Origin of the sequence: Sphingomonas sp. 2378 (assembly GCF_038084995.1) — a bacterium.
Classification (GTDB): Bacteria; Pseudomonadota; Alphaproteobacteria; order Sphingomonadales; family Sphingomonadaceae; genus Sphingomonas.
In genome coordinates this window covers 21,752-38,924 of the sequence record NZ_JAXCMJ010000012.1, presented here as the reverse complement: position 1 = coordinate 38,924, position 17,173 = coordinate 21,752, and the positions used below count along the sequence as shown (strand labels likewise).

The 17,173-nt window shown below is 67.6% G+C and carries 16 protein-coding genes; 12 read left to right on the top strand and 4 right to left on the bottom strand.

The annotated features are described in order from the left end of the window. Positions 1–36: 36 nt before the first annotated feature. From flgM to SM191_RS08320, 6 genes are all read left to right on the top strand, one after another. Entirely contained in the window at positions 37–336 is a 300-nt protein-coding gene (gene flgM, locus SM191_RS08345) for a flagellar biosynthesis anti-sigma factor FlgM (protein WP_306997517.1), read from the top strand. Further along, entirely contained in the window at positions 323–634 is a 312-nt protein-coding gene (locus SM191_RS08340) for a flagellar protein FlgN (protein WP_230483398.1), read from the top strand. Before flgM ends, SM191_RS08340 begins: the two co-directional genes overlap by 14 nt. A gap of 233 nt (positions 635–867) precedes the next feature. Next, positions 868–1,725, top strand: a complete 858-nt coding sequence (locus tag SM191_RS08335; protein WP_306997515.1) for a lytic transglycosylase domain-containing protein — start codon at positions 868–870, stop codon at positions 1,723–1,725. A 3-nt stretch (positions 1,726–1,728) separates the two neighbouring features. After that, positions 1,729–3,810 (top strand): flagellar biosynthesis protein FlhA, encoded by a 2,082-nt coding sequence (flhA, locus tag SM191_RS08330; protein WP_341505777.1) that lies wholly within the window; start codon positions 1,729–1,731, stop codon positions 3,808–3,810. Continuing rightward, positions 3,807–4,616 (top strand): sigma-70 family RNA polymerase sigma factor, encoded by an 810-nt coding sequence (locus SM191_RS08325; protein ID WP_341505776.1) that lies wholly within the window; start codon positions 3,807–3,809, stop codon positions 4,614–4,616. The genes flhA and SM191_RS08325 overlap by 4 nt, the downstream gene beginning before the upstream one ends. A gap of 135 nt (positions 4,617–4,751) precedes the next feature. Continuing rightward, the gene (locus SM191_RS08320; protein WP_341505775.1) at positions 4,752–5,981 is read left to right on the top strand and encodes an ABC transporter permease; all 1,230 of its coding nucleotides are present in this window, start codon (positions 4,752–4,754) and stop codon (positions 5,979–5,981) included. Positions 5,982–6,109: 128 nt separating this feature from the next. Here SM191_RS08320 and SM191_RS08315 read toward each other — a convergent pair whose 3' ends face one another. The 4 genes from SM191_RS08315 to SM191_RS08300 form a co-directional block, all read right to left on the bottom strand. Then, positions 6,110–6,946, bottom strand: coding sequence for a flagellin N-terminal helical domain-containing protein (locus SM191_RS08315; RefSeq protein WP_306997508.1), 837 nt, complete (start codon positions 6,944–6,946; stop codon positions 6,110–6,112). 199 nt (positions 6,947–7,145) lie between these two features. Continuing rightward, a complete protein-coding gene (locus SM191_RS08310; RefSeq protein ID WP_306997506.1) occupies positions 7,146–7,973 on the bottom strand; it encodes a flagellin N-terminal helical domain-containing protein in 828 nt (275 codons plus the stop codon). Between the two features lie 346 nt (positions 7,974–8,319). After that, a complete protein-coding gene (locus SM191_RS08305) occupies positions 8,320–9,174 on the bottom strand; it encodes a flagellin N-terminal helical domain-containing protein (RefSeq protein ID WP_306997504.1) in 855 nt (284 codons plus the stop codon). 256 nt (positions 9,175–9,430) lie between these two features. Beyond that, on the bottom strand, positions 9,431–10,279 hold the full coding sequence (locus tag SM191_RS08300; protein ID WP_341505774.1) for a flagellin N-terminal helical domain-containing protein: 849 nt from the start codon (positions 10,277–10,279) through the stop codon (positions 9,431–9,433). Positions 10,280–10,576: 297 nt separating this feature from the next. Between SM191_RS08300 and SM191_RS08295 the strand changes: the two genes are divergently transcribed. From SM191_RS08295 to SM191_RS08270, 6 genes are read left to right on the top strand one after another with little or no spacing between them, the layout of a single operon-like run. Then, entirely contained in the window at positions 10,577–11,860 is a 1,284-nt protein-coding gene (locus SM191_RS08295; RefSeq protein ID WP_341505773.1) for a sigma-54 interaction domain-containing protein, read from the top strand. Then, positions 11,857–12,231, top strand: a complete 375-nt coding sequence (gene fliE, locus SM191_RS08290; RefSeq protein WP_267434290.1) for a flagellar hook-basal body complex protein FliE — start codon at positions 11,857–11,859, stop codon at positions 12,229–12,231. The genes SM191_RS08295 and fliE overlap by 4 nt, the downstream gene beginning before the upstream one ends. Position 12,232: 1 nt before the next feature. Then, entirely contained in the window at positions 12,233–13,981 is a 1,749-nt protein-coding gene (fliF, locus tag SM191_RS08285) for a flagellar basal-body MS-ring/collar protein FliF (RefSeq protein WP_341505772.1), read from the top strand. Next, positions 13,978–15,006 (top strand): flagellar motor switch protein FliG, encoded by a 1,029-nt coding sequence (gene fliG / locus SM191_RS08280; protein ID WP_341505771.1) that lies wholly within the window; start codon positions 13,978–13,980, stop codon positions 15,004–15,006. Before fliF ends, fliG begins: the two co-directional genes overlap by 4 nt. Further along, positions 14,999–15,829, top strand: coding sequence for a FliH/SctL family protein (locus SM191_RS08275; protein WP_341505770.1), 831 nt, complete (start codon positions 14,999–15,001; stop codon positions 15,827–15,829). Before fliG ends, SM191_RS08275 begins: the two co-directional genes overlap by 8 nt. Continuing rightward, positions 15,823–17,160, top strand: a complete 1,338-nt coding sequence (locus SM191_RS08270) for a FliI/YscN family ATPase (protein WP_341505831.1) — start codon at positions 15,823–15,825, stop codon at positions 17,158–17,160. The genes SM191_RS08275 and SM191_RS08270 overlap by 7 nt, the downstream gene beginning before the upstream one ends. Positions 17,161–17,173: the final 13 nt, after the last annotated feature.

Sequence of the window (17,173 nt, the reverse complement as noted above, 5' to 3'; positions counted from 1 at the left end):
TTTCCATGGATGTCAGCGAAACCGATAGGTGCGGGCATGGTGGACATAACGACTTCAAGGCTGAATGCCGGAGACACGAGGGTCGCGCGGATCGCGGCGGCCCGCGTGGCGGCGACTCCCGAGGCAGGGCCTGCCCCGGCGAAGCGCGCGACCGGCGACACGAGCGCGCTGAGCGGCCTGTCCGCTTCGATGGCCTCGCAGCCTCCGATCAATCAGGAGCGCATCGCCCAGATCAAGAAGGCGATCGCGGACGGCAATTTTCCGATCCTGCCGGCGACCATCGCCGACCAGATGATCGCCCTGAAGCTGAGCTGGAACAACAATGACGCGGCGTGACGCCCTGATCCGGGTCATCGAGGCCCTTCATCGCGAGATCGCGGCCCTGAAGGTCAACGACGTCGCCGGCCTGGAACGCGCGACCACCGAAAAGCTGGCCGCGATCGAGGAGGTCGCCGCGCTGGGCACCGGCCCCGCCGGACCCGAGCTGCGCGAACTGGCCGACGAGGCCAATCGCCTGAACGAGACGTGCCGCATCTATGTCAACCTGATGGCCGCCAATGTCCGCCGCCGGTTGCAGACCCTGACTGGCGACGCCGGGGCGGGCTATCGCCCGATGATGCGCGCCTTCGCCTGATTGCCGTCTTGCCGGCGGCAAGCGCTTGCCGCTTTGCCGCACCGACCTCTGCCGTGACCCGACCCACCACCGCCCCGCACGCGGTCACGGAGCCAGAAATGTGAAGCAAAGCCCGGTTTTTCCGGGCTTTTTTATTGCCGCCATCGCTTTTGAACGGGTCGCCCCGTGGCGGTGAGCGGGATTGGCACGCCCCTTGCTAATCGAAGTCCAAACCAGGGCTTTAACCACATAGCATGACCGTCCAACCCGTTTCCCACGCCAGAATCCAATCGGCCATCGCGCTGGCGTCCAGCCGCACCGGGGTCGATTTCGGCTATCTGCTCGGCCAGGCGAAGCTGGAATCCGGGCTGAACGCCAATGCGCGGGCGGGCACCTCCTCGGCCTCCGGGCTCTATCAGTTCGTCGAGCAGAGCTGGCTCGCCGTTCTGAAGAAGCATGGCGCCGAACATGGACTGGGCTGGGCGGCGGATTCGATCGGCCAGTCGGGCGGGCGCTATTATGTGACCGGCAATGCGCGCTCGGCGATCATGGGCCTGCGCAACGATCCCACCGCCGCCTCGCTGATGGCGGCGGAGCACGCCTCGGACAACAAGGCCGCGCTGGAATCGACGCTGGGCCGCGAGGCGAACGGCACCGACCTCTACATGGCGCATTTCCTGGGTCTGGGCGGCGCGACCAAGTTTCTGGGCACCATGGCCAGCAACCCGCAAGCCAGCGGCGCATCGCTGTTCCCCGCCGCCGCGCGGGCCAATCGTTCGGTCTTCTATGCCTCGAACGGCCAGCCGCGCTCGCTGTCCGACATCTATGACCGGTTCGCGAACAAGCTGGCGGGCAGCAGCGCCGACAGCGACGCGACCCGCTCCGCCAACCTCCAGTTCGCCGCACAGGCGCTCGCGCTCCAGGGGATGAACGGCGATGCCACGGTGGTCACCGGGAACAATGAAAGCGCCGCCGACGCCATCGCCTGGGCGACCAGCACGATGAACCAGTTGGGGATGCGCGGGGGGGCCGCGACCGGCGACAGCGTGCTGCGGCCCAAGCCGGATCATGCACGCCTCGCCTATATGATGCTCGCGAGCATGGGGGGCTAAGCGATGGGCAAGTTCCTCTCCAACGGCCGCACCATGGCCCTGCCCGCCGCGATCCTGCTGCTGGTGCTCGTGATGGTCGTGCCGATCCCGCCGGCACTGCTCGACATCTTCTTCGTCGCCAATATCGCGATCAGCCTGGCCGTGCTGATGGTCGCGCTGAACGCCGAAAAGCCGCTCGACTTCTCGGCCTTTCCGACCGTCCTCCTCTTCGCCACGCTGTTCCGCCTGGGGCTCAACGTCGCGTCCACCCGCATCGTGCTGGTCCATGGCCATGAGGGCGAGAGCGCGGCGGGCCATGTGATCGAGGCATTCGGCACCTTCCTGATCGGCGGCGATTATGTCGTGGGTCTCTTCGTCTTCGCGATCCTGATGATCATCAACCTGATCGTCGTGACCAGGGGCGCGGGGCGCGTGTCGGAAGTGTCCGCGCGCTTCACCCTGGACGCCCTGCCCGGCAAGCAGATGGCGATCGACGCCGACCTGAACGCTGGCCTGATCACCCCGGACCAGGCCAAGGCGCGCCGCGTCGAAGTGTCGACCGAGGCCGATTTCTACGGCTCGATGGACGGCTCGTCCAAGTTCGTGAAGGGCGATGCGGTCGCCGCGATGCTGATCCTGGCGGCCAACATCATCGGCGGCCTGATCCTGGGTCCGGTCAGCCATGGCATGGGCGTCGCCGACGCCGCCAAGACCTATATCCTGCTCGCCATCGGCGACGCGCTGGTCGCGCAGTTGCCGTCGCTGATGCTGTCGATCGCCGCCGCCGCGATCGTCACCCGCGTCTCGTCCGACAAGGACCTGGCGGGCCAGATCGGGTCGCAGTTCGGCGCGTCCAAGACCTGGCTGCCGGTCGCGGTCATCCTGGGCCTGCTGGGCGTGCTGCCCGGCATGCCGCACCTGATCCTGCTGCCCGCCGCCGCCATCGCCGGGTTCACCGCTTGGAAGCTGCGCCAGATCGAGAAGCGCCCCGTCATCGCCGCCGCCGCCCCCGTGGCCGAGCCGGTCGACCCCTCGCGCATCGCCTGGGAAGACGTGACCGACGGGATGCAGGTGCATATCGACATCGGTTACGGCTTGGTGCCGCTGGTCGACGAGCGTCGCGGTGCCCCCCTGATGGCGCGCATCACCGGTGTCCGTCGCCAGCTTTCCAAGGATCTGGGCTTCGTCGTGCCGCAGGCGCGGGTGCGCGACGATATCAGCCTGGCCCCCTATAGCTATCGCATCCTCATCAACGGCGTCGTCGCGGCCGAGGACCAGGTCTCGCCCGACGAGATGCTGGCGCTCGACACCGGCCAGGCGTTCGGCACGCTGAACGGCAAGCCGGTCAAGGATCCGACCTTCGGCCTGCCCGCGACCTGGATCCTGAAGGGCGACGCCGATGCCGCGACCGGCATGGGCTATCTGGTCGTCGATCCGGGCACCGTCATGGCGACCCATCTGAACCATATCCTGGGGTCCAACGCGTCCGAACTGCTCGGCCCCGACGAGGTGCAGGCGCTGCTCGACGGGCTGAAGGAGCGCGCGGCGCAACTCGCCGCCTCGCTCTGCCCCTCGCCGCTGCCGCTCACCACGCTGACCCAGGTTCTGAAGGGCCTGCTCGCCGAGAATATCAGCTTGAAGGAATTCCGCCGCATCGCCAGCGCCGTCGCGGTCGCGGCACAGCGGACGACCGATGCCGAAGAGATCATCGAGATGATCCGCCCAAGCCTGGGCGCGCTGATCGTCCAGAAGCTGTGCGGCGTGCGCGAACCGCTGCGCGTCATGACACTGGACGGTCAACTCGAAGGGCTGCTGGGCCAGGCGATGCGCGCCGATGTGTCGCGCCGCCATGTCATCGAGCCCGATCTGGGCCAGCGCATCACCACCGCGCTGACCCAGGCGGCCGAGCCCCTGATCGCCGAGGCCAAGCCCTTTGCCCTCGTCGTCCAGCCGGGCGTGCGCTTGGCGATGCGCAAGCTGCTGCGCACCTGCCTGCCCGACGTGCCCGTCCTCTCCTTCTTCGAAGTGCCGGAAGACAAGCCGGTCGAAGTCGTCGCCGTCATCGGCGCCCCCCATCACTCCCAGCAACAGGCGATTGCTGCATGACCTCGCACCCTTTCAGCGGCACGTTCATGAATGCCCAGCCGGTCAACCCGGCGAGCTTCGACCCCGCGCTGGTCAATCCGACGATCGCGGACCAGCCGCTCACCTATCGTCCCGCCCCGCGCGGGTCCACGGGCGACAGCAGCGCGCTGATCCGCCAGCATCTGCCGATGGTCCGGCGGATCGCGTGGCACGTCCACGGGTCGATGTCGAACCTGGTCGAGATCGAGGATCTGGTCCAGGTCGGGCTGGTCGCGCTGGTCGAGGCCGCCGCCTCCTTCGAGGAGCGCGGGGTCGAGTTCGGCCATTATCTCAAGGCGCGGCTGCGCGGCGCGATGATCGACGAGCTGCGGCGTCAGGCGACGACGACGCGCGGTGCGATGCGCCGTCGCCGCGACTATAGCCGCGCCATCGCCGCGCTGACCCAGCCCAACGGCCAGGCCCCGACCGACGAGGCGGTGGCGCAAAAGCTGGGCGTGACGGTCGAAAAGCTGCGCGCCGAATACAAGACGGCGGAGGCGGTGCGGCTGGATTCGATCGACGATGTCTATTCGGACGATCTGCCCTGGTTCGCCGACGACACCCCCGACGCCTTCGAGCAACTCGCCGAAAGCGACCTGCGCGACGCCCTGATCGCCGCCATCTCGGCCTTGCCCGAGCGCGAGGCGATGGTGATCCAGCTTTATTATGTCGAGGAACTCAATCTGGAGGAAATCGGCCAAGTGCTGAATGTCGGCGCCGCCCGCGTCTGCCAGATCAAGAGCGCCGCCCATGCCAAGCTGAAAAAGGCGCTGGCCGGACAGGCGTAACTCCACCGGTCGCCCGCCCCGGCGTTCGCCGGGATCGTCCGGAAGGTTCCGCGACGATTCCCCGACCGGGGAGGAATCATGTTCATTTGACCGGCCCTTGCGCCTAAGCCTCTCCCCCGCATCCGGGGGAAGAGCATGTTGGCCCGTCACGAACGTCACCTGATCGCGCGCTATCTGTGGCCCGGTGCGGGGGGACGGCTGGTCCTGCTGGTCGGTGCGATCGGCTGTGTCGGGGTGGCGATCGGCGTCGCCTCGCTCGTGCTGGTCCTGGCCGTGATGAACGGCGCGACCGCCAAGCTGGCCAGCAGCGTCGCGCCGGTCGACGGACATCTCAGCATCACCGCCGCCGCCCACCGATTGATGGACGAGGCGCAGGTCGCCGCGGCGATCGCCCGGCTGCCCGGTGTCGCGCGCGCCAAACCGTTGCGCGAAATCACCGCCGCGCTCAGCATCGACGGGCGGATGGGCCCGATCCGCTTGCAGGGACTCTATCCCGACGGGCTGGCGCGCCATCCCAGTTTGTCGCGCATGGCCATGGGCCGCCGCCCCGATTCGCCCGACAGCATCGCGGTCGGCGAGAATGCCGCGCTGCAACTGGGGCTGTTGCCGGGGATGCCGGTCGCGCTGGGCCGGGTCGAGGTCGGTTCCGACGGGGCGGTGTCGCTGAAGCTGTTCGATGCGCGGGTCGCCGGGCTTTATCATGACGACGAAGCCGATGGCGGACAGTCGCCCCTCGTCATCGGCCCGGTGGCGGGCCTGCCGATCCTGGACGACAGGGCGGCGGTGACGCGCCGGGTCGCGGTGACGCTGACGAAACCCGCCGACGAAGCGATGGTGACCGGTGAAATCCGCCGCCGCCTCGGCCCCGGCTATCGCATCGCGAGCTGGACCCAGTCCAATCGCGCGCTGCTCGCCGCGCTGGCGACCGAGAAGATCGGCATGACCATCGCGGTCGGACTGGTGACGGTGATCGCGCTGTTCAATATCCTGTCCTCGATGACCCTGCTCGCCCGCTCCAAGCGGCGCGAGATCGCGGTGTTGCGCAGCATGGGCATGTCCGCGCGCGGCATCGCGCGGGTGTTCACCACGGTGGGCAGCGTGATCGCCGGGGTCGGCGCGGTGGCGGGCCTCACGCTGGCGAGCGGCCTGTTGACCCAGCGCGATCGGATCGCGGCGTTCGCCCTGTGGCTGGCCCCGACGCGCGAGCGCGATCTGGACGTCTTCCTGTCGCTGCCCATCGGGATTTCGCCGCATGAGGTGACGATCATCGGCGTCTGCGTGCTGGCGGGCGCGGTGCTGGCCAGCCTCTATCCCGCCTGGCAGGCGGCGCGCGTGTCGCCCGCGCTGGTGCTTCGCGGTGAATAGAAACGCGTAAACCCCGGCGACCCGAAGGCCGCCGGGGTTTTTCCTGCGAACCGTACCGCGCACATGGGCGGTCGGTCGGCCCCGGCACCCGAGTGGGGGCGCGGTGCCGGGGCGCTCAGGATCCGGTGTTACTGACCGAGCAGCTTGAGCACACCCTGCTGCGACTGGTTCGCCTGGCTCAACATCGCGGTCGAGGCCTGGGACAGAATCTGCGCCTTGGCGAGTGCGGTGGTTTCCACCGAATAATCGGTGTCCTCGATCCGGCTGCGCGCTTCGGACAGGTTGGTCATGTTCGAGGTCAGGTTGTTGACCGCCGACTGGAGCCGGTTCTGCACCGCACCCAGGCCGGCGCGGATGTTCGCGACCTTGCCGATGCCCACATCGAACTGGTCGAGCGTCGCGGTCGACTTCATGACCGGCGGCGTTGCGGTGAAATTGATCAGGTCGGTCAGCGCCGTCTCGGCCTTCAGGTTGCCGAAGACCATGTTGATGCCGTCATTGGTGCCCGACCCGGCCTGGATCTTGACGGTGCCGGTCGTGCCCGCCGTACCGTCGAACAGCTTCTGGCCGTTGAACGAGGTGTTGGTCAGGATCGTGGAAATCTGGGCGCTCAGCGCATCCTGTTCGGCGGTCAGGTTCGACTGGTCGCTGGTCGAATAGGTGCCGTTGGCCTTCTGCACCGCCAGTTCGCGCATACGCTGGAGCATGTTGGCGACCTCGTCCAGCGCGCCCTCGGCGGTCTGCGCCATCGAGATGCCGTCATTGGCGTTGCGGATACCCTGGTTCATGCCGCGGACCTGCGAGGTCATCGAAGCCGCGATGGCAAGACCCGCCGCGTCGTCCTTGGCCGAATTGATGCGCTTACCGGTCGACAGGCGCTGCATGGCGACACCCAGCGCGTCCTGGGCGCTGGTCGACGCGCTGGATGCGCGTAGCGACGAGATGTTGGTGGCGATAACCGTCATGGTCGTTCTCCAAAGCCGGAGCTCTCCGCCGCCCCCAAGGCGAAGGTCGAGCTGCCACCACGGAAAACGGCCGCCTGTCGCCGCACTTTAGGAAAAAAGTGCGGCGGGCGACGTTTTTATCGGGGCGCCCCCCGCTATCTCTTTGAAATAGCGGGGGGCACGCTTTTGCTATTCGGGGTTTTCAAGCCCCGTCAGTGACTTAGCCGAGCAGCTTGAGCACCCCCTGCTGCGACTGGTTGGCCTGGCTCAGCATCGCGGTCGAGGCCTGGGACAGGATCTGCGACTTGGCGAGCGCGGTCGTTTCCACCGAGAAATCGGTATCCTCGATCCGGCTGCGCGCTTCGGTCAGGTTGGTCATGGTCGAGGTCGTGTTGTTCACCGCCGACTGGAGCCGGTTCTGCACCGCACCCAGCTTGGCGCGGGTGGTCGACACTTCCGCGATCGCATCGTCATAGGCGCTGAGCGCGGGGGTGCCGGGCGTGGCGCCGGTATAGGTGTTGTCGGTGATGACCTTCACCTTGGACGCGGTGGCGGTGAAGTCGGTCGACTGGACGGTCACCTTATCCGCCGAGCCCGCACCGGTGTAGATGTCGTAACCGGTGGCGGCGGTCGCATCGAACAGCGTCTTGCCGTTGAACTTGGTGTTGGTCGTGATCGCGACGATCTGCTTCTGTAGCGCGTCCTGCTCGGTCGCGATGTTGGTCTTGTCGCCCGAGGCATAGGTGCCGTTCGACGCCTGCACGGCCAGTTCGCGCATCCGCTGGAGCATGTTGTTCACCTCGTCCAGCGCGCCTTCGGCGGTCTGCGCCATCGAGATGCCGTCATTGGCGTTGCGGATGCCCTGCGCCATGCCGCGAACCTGCGCGGTCATCGACGCCGAGATGGCTAGACCGGCGGCATCGTCGGCGGCCGAATTGATCCGCTTGCCGGTCGACAGGCGCTGCATCGACACGTTCAGCGCGTTCGACGCCATGGCCGAGGCCGAGGTAGCGCGCAGGGCGCTGATGTTGCTTGCGATAACTGCCATGATCGAGCTCCGTGAATGTGGTCGGACGATCCAGCCTGTGCCCCTTCCCGTGGACCATCGAACCGTCATGAGGAGAAACGGCAGCCCACCGGCAAACTTTAGCCGCGACCGGACGAATTTTGCCGCAAATTCAATGATGATTGCCGGTTTTCCAGGGCGTGACAGCCCTGCCCTTCCCCTCGACGGCCCGCAAAACCGCGGAAAACCGCCATTTTCGCCGCCATGTCGCTTACAGAAGTGCCAGGACGGCAAAAGGCCCCGCCATCCATACGGACAGCGGGGCCATGATCGTCATTGGACAATTGCGTCGGACGGCCACCGGTCAAGCGGCGGCATCGCGCCCCGATCAGCTCAGCAGCTTGAGCACGCCCTGCTGCGACTGGTTGGCCTGGCTCAGCATCGCGGTCGAGGCCTGGGACAGGATCTGCGACTTGGCGAGCGCGGTCGTCTCGACCGAGAAATCGGTATCTTCGATCCGGCTGCGCGCTTCGGTCAGGTTGGTCATGGTCGAGGTCGTGTTGTTCACTGCGGATTGCAGCCGGTTCTGCGCCGCGCCCAAGCTGGCGCGCGTCGTCGAAATCTCGGCGATCGCATCGTCGAATTGGACGAGCGTCACCCCCGCGACCGAGGCGGCGGTCGGCGCCGTATAGGGCGGGCCCGCGACGGTGCCCGTGACCTTCACCAGCTTGGACGTGCCGGTCGCCAGGGTCAGGTCGGCCGAGGTGACCGTCACCTTGTCCGACGCCGTCGCACCGGTATAGATGTCATAGCCCGTCGCGGCGGCCGAACCGAACAGCGACTTGCCGTTGAAGGTCGTGTTGGCCACCACGCTGTTGATCTGGGTCGCCAGCGCCAGCTGCTCGGTGGCGATATTGTCCTTGTCACCCGTCGCATAGGTGCCGTTCGACGCCTGGACCTTCAGCTCGCGCATCCGCTGCAACATGTTGGCGACCTCTTCGAGCGCACCTTCCGCCGTCTGCGCCAGCGAGATGCCGTCGTTCGCGTTGCGGATACCCTGCGCCATGCCGCGAACCTGCGCGGTCATGGACGCCGAGATGGCGAGGCCGGCGGCGTCGTCGCGCGCCGAGTTGATCCGCTTGCCGGTCGACAGGCGCTGCATCGACACGTTCAGCGCGCTGGTCGCCATGGTCGAAGCGGAGGTCGCGCGCAATGCGCTGATGTTGCTGGCGATGACGCCCATGAATTGTCTCCCGGAAAAGTCCCGGCGATCCCCTTCCAAGTCCCCTCATGGACCGACCGAGCCGCCAATGAAGGAAACGTCATCCAACCGGCAATATTTAGTCATTTGCGGAATTAATTTGCCGCCCGGTGGCGACAGCTTGCCGGTTTCGGTTTTATTTGGCCCAATAGTGTTCGACCCCGGCATCCAGAGGACGCCGGGGTCGAATTACCGGTCACGGCCGAGGGGAAGCCCGTGGCCGGTCGGACAGTCAGGATCAGCTCAGGAGCTTGAGCACACCCTGCTGTGACTGGTTGGCCTGGCTCAGCATCGCGGTCGACGCCTGGGACAGGATCTGCGCCTTGGCGAGCGCGGTCGTTTCCACCGAGAAATCGGTATCCTCGATGCGGCTGCGCGCTTCGGTCAGGTTGGTCATGGTCGAGGTCGTGTTGTTGACCGCCGACTGGAGCCGGTTCTGCACCGCACCCAGACCGGCGCGGGCGGTCGACACCTCGGAGATGGCCGTGTCGAACTGGGTCAGCGTGACCGCCGCGACGGTGGTCGTGGTCGGCGCACCGCCGCCGCCGCCCGTCACCGCCTTCAGGCCCGACGTACCGCCGGACTGGAAGTTGACGGTGTTGATTCGCACCGTGTCGTTGCTGGTCGCGCCCGTCTGGATCAGGAAGCCCTTGGTGGTGTCCGCCGCGTCGGCGTCGAACAGCGACTTGCTGTTGAAGGTCGTGTTGGCGACGACCGCGTTGATCTGGTTGGCCAGCGCGAGCTGTTCGGTCGCGATGTTGGTCTTGTCGCCGGTCGCATAGGTGCCGTTCGACGCCTGCACCGCCAGTTCGCGCATCCGCTGGAGCATGTTGCTGACTTCGTCCAGCGCGCCTTCCGCCGTCTGGGCCAGCGAAATGCCGTCATTGGCGTTGCGGATGCCCTGCGCCATGCCGCGAACCTGCGCGGTCATCGACGCCGCGATGGCCAGACCCGCCGCATCGTCCTTCGCCGAGTTGATCCGCTTGCCGGCCGACAGGCGCTGCATCGACACGTTGAGCGCATTGGTCGCCATCGTCGAGGCCGAGGTGGCCCGCAAGGCACTGATGTTACTAGCAATAACAGCCATTTCTTGATCTCCGAATCGCCAGACGGGTTCGCTGCATCCCCTCGGACCGTCGCGCCGTCGAACAGGAGAACGGCCATGTTCCGGCAGGGTTTAGCCGGCAGGCGGCAAAAAACCGCCGCAAGTTTCTGCCGGTTCTGCCGTTTTCGCGGGTGCGCGGGCCCGTACGGACGCGCATACGGGCGCTCGGGCGCACACGGCCGCGTGCGCCCGGAAAAATATTGCCGCCATTCTTGCCGTATTAACCGCGGTTTTACCAAAGAAGCGGCAATGGGGAGTCACGAAAGGACTTCCCCGCCGATGCCGTCGATTCTTCCCTCTCCCGCCCTGATCAAGCAGAAATATGCGTTGATCTCCGCATTGCGCGCTCAGGGTCTGGCGATTGCCGAACCGGGTGCCGCACCGCAGGCGGGGGATATGTTCCTGCTGACCCCGGACGACGTCGTAACCCATCCGACGCGCACCGTGATCGTCGGCGACGGGGCGGAGCCCGCGATCATCCCGGCAAGCCATGGCCGACCGACGACCGTGATCTATCCGGCAAGCGAGGCGGGCGTCGGCAACAGCTTCGTCCGCGCGCTGGTCGCCGGGGCGGAAATGCCGACCGCCGCCGACCCGGAAAGCCTGGCCCTCTTCACCCTGGCCGAGCGGGTTGCCCAGTCGGACATCACCGTGCTGATCAACGGCCCGACCGGCACCGGCAAGGAAGTGGTGGCCCGCGCCATCCACGCCCAGTCGGCCCGCGCGTCCAAGCCGTTCGTCGCGATCAACTGCGCCGCGCTGCCCGAATCGATGCTGGAGGCGCTGCTCTTCGGTCACCAGAAGGGCGCGTTCACCGGCGCGGCCCAGGCGGGCGAAGGTTTCTTCCGCGCGGCGGACGGCGGCACGCTGCTGCTCGACGAGATCGCCGAGATGCCGCTCCAGCTTCAGGCCAAGCTGCTCCGCGTGCTCCAGGAGCGTGAGGTGATCCCGCTCGGCGCGTCGATGCCGCAGTCGGTCGATGTCCGCGTCATCGCCTGCGCCAATCGCGATCTCCAGGCCGAAGTGGCGGCGGGCCGGTTCCGCGCCGACCTTTACTACCGCCTGTCGGTCTTCCCGCTGACCACCAAGCCGCTGGCCGAGCGGCGCATGGACATCCCGGCGCTTGCCGCGACGATGATCCTGCGCCACGCCTCGGGCCGCACCGTCATGCCCTGGCCGAGCGCGGCGACGATCGACAAGCTCGCCATGCACAATTGGCCGGGCAATGTCCGCGAATTGGAAAACGTCATCCAGCGCGCCCTGCTCTTCGCGGGCGGTGCGACCATCGAGCCCGAGCATATCGTGTTCGACCGCCCGATGGTCGCCAACGACACCGACGACATGCCGCTGACCGTGACGACCGCGGAAGCGACGCTGGGCAAGGTCGTGCAGATGAGCGAATTCGCCGCGATCCGCGAGATGCTGGCCGCGTGCGGCGGCAACCGGGTCGAGACCGCCAAGCGCCTGGGCATTTCGGAGCGCACGCTGCGCTACCGCCTCGCCAAGGCGCGCGAGCAGGGCGAGGAGATCATCCGCCCCTCTAGCCGGGCCATGATGGCATGAGCGTCGGCGGTGTCGGCGGCGCGATGAGCGTAGACCGGGTGATGGCGCTTCGCGCGCAGATCCTGGAACGCAATCAGGCGCTCAAGGCGGCAAGCCAGGCCGGTGCCAATCAGGCGGCACAGGCCGCCCAGACCCAAGCCCCGGCGGCTCCGGCGAATTTCGCCGACACGCTGGAAACCGCGCTGAAGGGCGTGAACGAAGGCCAGCAACAGGCCGCCCGCCTCTCCGAATCCTATGAACGCGGCGAAACCGTCGACATCGCCAAGGTGATGATGGCCCGCCAGCAGGCTTCGGTCGGCTTCGAGGCGACCTTGCAGGTCCGTAACAAACTCCTGTCCGCCTATAAGGACATCATGAGCATGCCGGTGTAAGATGAGCACAGCCCTCACCCCCGCATCCGCCAATCCCGCACCGGCCCTGCCGCCGCTGCCGGAAAAGTTCGCCAACCCGCTTCGCCAGATCAAGTCGGTGATGGCGCAGCCCGCCGTGCGCCGTTCCGCGCCGATGGCGATGCTGATCGGACTGATCGCCGCCGCCGCGCTCGCCTGGATGGCACTGTCCAGCCCGCCGCAGAAGACGCTGTTCGAAAACCTCTCGGACGCGGACAAGCAGGCGGTGACGACCGCGCTGTCCGCCGCGAACATCAAGAGCAAGATCAACGACGGCACCGGCGCGCTGACCGTGAACGAGGAGGATTACTCCAGGGCGCGGATGCTGCTGGCGGGCCAGGGGCTCCCCAAGCAGGCGCCCGGCGGCTACGCGATCCTCGACCAGTTGCCGATGGGCGTCAGCCGCGCGGTCGAGGGCGAGCGGCTTCGCCAGGCGCGCGAGAGCGAACTCGCCCGCTCGATCCAGGAGATCGACGCCGTGGCCGAGGCGCGCGTCCACCTCGCCATGCCGGAGGCGTCGGTCTTCGTGCGCGACCACGCCTCGCCCTCCGCCTCGGTGGTGCTGAAGCTGAACGCCGGGCGTTCGCTGTCGGAATCGCAGGTCCAGTCGATTGTCAATCTCGTCGCCTCGTCGGTGCCGGGGATGAAGCCCGAGGATGTGACCATCGTCGACCAGATGGGCGGCCTGCTCTCGAAGAAGGGTGCCGAGGGCGCGAACGGCGACGATCGCCGCATCGATTTCCAGCGCCGCCTGGAAGAGAAATACCGCACCCAACTGGTCCAGTTGCTGACCCCCCTGGTCGGCGCGGGCAACTTCACCGCCGAGGTGCAGGCCGAGGTCAATCTGGACGAGACCAGCGCGACCCGCGAATCCTATGACAAGCAAGGCGTTCTGCGCGCGGAAACCGGCAACTGGACCGGCAACCAGAAGGATCCGACCACGCCGGGCGGCATTCCGGGCGCGCTGTCCAACACTCCGCCGCCCGCCAGCACGCTGCAACAGCCGCAGGCCGCCAATGGCGCGCCGGGCACGCCGCCCGCCGACCAGAAGCCGGTCGCCGGTGGTCCGGGCGTGAACCCCGAAAAACAGTCCGACAGCTTCCAGCGCGCCTATGACCTGGGCAAGGAAGTCTCGGTGACGCGCGCCGCGCCGGGTTCGATCAAGCGGCTGACCGTCGCCGTCCTGCTGCGCGATCCCGCCACGGGCAAGCGCAGCCAGATGGAGATCGGCCAGATTTCCGATCTGGTGAAGTCGGCGGTCGGCTTCGATCTGCAGCGCAACGACAATGTGACCGTCATCAGCCGCAAATTCGCCGATGCGAGCACCGATCAGGGTCCGGCCTGGTACGACAATAGCTGGCTGCCCGTGCTGGCGCGCAATGCGACCGCGCTGATCATCGCACTGCTCGTCCTGCTGCTCGGCGTGCGTCCGATGATCAAGGCGATGACGAAGAAAAAGGATGACGCGGCGACCAAGGCTCTCCCGATGGGAGCCGCCGACGGCGCGGATGGCGCAGATGGCGGGGCGGAGGCCGACGGCGATCCCGCGCTGGCGAACCAGTCCCGGCCCGATCAGATCGCGGTCCAGCCACCCGTGACGCTCGACGATATCGAGGATTCGACCGTGCTCGACGAACGGATCGGCAAGGTGCGCGGCTTCACCCGCGACAATCCGGCGCGCGCCGCGCTCGCCATCCGCGACATGATCCGCATGCCGGAGCCCCAGGCATGAGCGCGGTCGCGGAGGCCCCCCGTGCCTATAGCGGGGTGGAACGTGCGGCGGTCCTGATGATGCTGGTCGGCGAGGAGGAAGCCGCCGCCATCCTCCAGAAGCTGGACCCGGACGAGGTGCGTGAGTTGGGCAAGGCGATGTATTCGATCGCCGATGTCAGCGAGAGCGACGTCGACGAGGTGCTCGACAATTTCGTCGGCTGTGCGCGGGCGCGGACCTCGATCGCGTTCGAGCCCAAGCCGCTGGTCGAAAATCTGATGAACCGGGCGCTTGGGCCCGAACGCGCCGACAGCGTGCTGTCGCGCATCGTGCCGCCCGAGGCGCAGTGCGAGATCGAGATGCTCCACTGGCTCGACGCGACCGACATCGCCAAGATCGTCGAGAAGGAACATCCGCAGATCGGCGCGGTCCTGATCGCCAATTGCGATCCGGCGGTGGCGGGCCAGGTGCTCGAACTGCTGCCCGAGACGATGCAGCCCGACATCCTGCACCGCGTCGCGCGGCTGGGGCCGGTGACGCCGCAGGCGATCGAGACGCTGAACGCGATCCTGTCGCGTCGCACGAGCGGCGGCAATGGCGGCGGCGGGGCGGGCAACGGCCTGACCATGGGCGGCTCGCGCGAGGCGGCCAAGATCCTGTCGAGCGCGCGCAAGGCGACCGAGCAGCGGGTCATGCCCAAGCTGTTCAAGATCGACCGCGACGTCGCCAAGCAGATCGAAGAGGCGCTGTTCATCTTCGACAACCTGCTGGAGATGGACGACAAGAATCTGGGCGCGCTGATCCGCAATGTCGATGGCGAAGTGCTCATCCGCTCGCTCAAGGGCGCGGACGAGGCGGCGCGCGAACGCTTCCTGGCGTGCATGTCGGCGCGGGCGGCGGCGGGCATCCGCGACGAGATCGACTCGCGCGGGCCCATGAAGCTGTCCGAAGTGCTGGAGGCGCAGAAGGCGATGATCGCGGTGGCCCGCAACCTGGCCAAGGAAGGCACCATCATGATGGGCGGCGGCGAGGACGATTATGTCTGATTTCGTCGCGGGTTTCTCCGCGCGGCAGAATGCGGCGGCGGCGGCGCTGCAACAGGCGTTCGCGCCGCCGGGCGGCTTTGCCCGGTCGGACCTGCCCGGCATGGGTGCCGGATCGGTTGCCAATGCGGATATGGGCATGGGCTTCGACCTGGGCGCGGGGCCGGTGTCGTTCCGTCCCCGCTCGCCGGTGCCGGGTGCCGATCCCGCCCCGGAAGCGGACGGACAGGCACGCCCCCGCCACTTCCACCCGGCCAACCGGACCGAAGACCCCACCCAGGGCTGGGACCCGTTCGCCGCATGCGAGGAAAGCGAGGAGCCTGCGGTCGATCCGATCGCGATGGCCCGCGCCGCCGCCCATGCCGAGGGCTATGCCCAGGGCGTCGAGGACGCGACCCGCGAATTCCAGGCCCTGTCCGAAGCGCAGGCGCGCGACGCCGGACTGATCGGCGGCATCTCGCACGCGCTGTCCTCGCGGATCGACCGCGACATGATGGCGAACCAGTTGCGGCACACCGTCATGGCGCTGGTCACCCGGCTGGTCGGTGAGACCGGCATCGACGCCGACCGACTGACCGCGCGGATCGAAGGCGCGATCGACCTGCTGGCCGAGGCGCATGAGTCCGCGATGCTGCGCGTCCATCCCGACGATGTCGCCGCACTGGACGGGCGACTGCCGCAGACGATCTTTCCGGTCGGCGATCCCAGTGTCGAGCGCGGCGGCTTCGTGCTGGAAAGCGCCTCCACCATCATCGAGGACGGACCGCGCCTATGGCTCGATCAACTGGCGGCGGTCATGGACAAGGTGCCGGTCCCGTCATGCTGAACCGGTTCACCGCCGACTATCTGGAAACGCTGGCCCAGGCCGATTTCGCGCCGCGCGTCAGCGTGTCGGGGCGGCTGTCCTCCTATGACGGGCTGTTGATGGAGGCGGTCGGCCTGTCGCTGCCGGTCGGCACCGTCTGCGCGATCGGCGATACGGAGAGCGAGCGGGTGGAGGCCGAGGTGATCGGTTTCCGCAATGGCCGCACCCTCCTGATGAATCTGGGCGGTCCCGCGCCGCTGCTGCCGCGCGCGCCGGTGCGCCCGCTCGGTCCTCCGGGCGAGGCCGAAGTGGGCGCGGCGATGCTGGGCCGCGTGGTCGACGGGTCGGGCAAGCCGATCGACGGCCTCGGTCCCATTCGCGGCGCAGGCCGCTGGCCGCTGGCGGGCCGGATGCAGTCGCCGCTCGATCGCGGCCGGGTGCGCGAGCCGCTGGACGTCGGGGTGCGCGCGATCAACGGGCTGCTGACCATCGGCCAGGGCCAACGGGTCGGCATCATGGCGGGTTCGGGCGTCGGCAAATCGGTTCTGCTCGGCATGATGGTCCGCGCCGCCAAGGCCGATGTGATCGTCATCGGCCTGATCGGCGAACGCAGCCGCGAGGTCGCCGACTTTCTGGAAACCAAGGTGGCGGGCGAAGCGCGTGCGCGCTCGGTCGTGGTCGCGGTGCCCGCCAACCATTCGCCGGTGCTGCGCATTCGCGGGGCCCTGCGCGCCACCGCCATTGCCGAGGCGTTCCGCGCCGAGGGCAAGAAGGTGCTCCTCATCATGGATTCGCTGACCCGCGTCGCCCATGCCGGGCGCGAAATCGGGCTGGCGCTGGGCGAACCCGCCTCGGCACGCGGCTATCCGCCGTCCGCGATCGCGATGCTGCCCAATCTGATCGAGCGCGCCGGGGCCGATGCGCACGGGCCGGGTTCGATCACCGCCATCTACACCGTGCTGGCGGACGGCGACGACGGCAACGACCCGGTGGTCGACTCGGCGCGTTCGATCCTGGACGGGCATATCGTGCTCAACCGCCATCTGGCCGAGCGCGGCGTCTATCCGGCGATCGATATCGGCCCCTCGGTCAGCCGCGTCATGACCGACATCGTCGGCAAGCCCCATGCGATGGCCGCGCGGACGCTGCGTCGTCACCTGGCGACCTATGAGGAAAATCGCGACCTCGTGCTGATGGGCGCGTACCGGGCGGGCGCGGACCCGGCGATCGATGCCGCCATCGCCTGCCACCCGGCGGTGATGGAATATATCCGCCAGGACGCCGACGAGATCGTGCCGCTCGACCACGCGGTCGAGGAACTGGTCGGCGTGTTCGGCCAGCCCGGCGTCTGACCGAAGGACACCC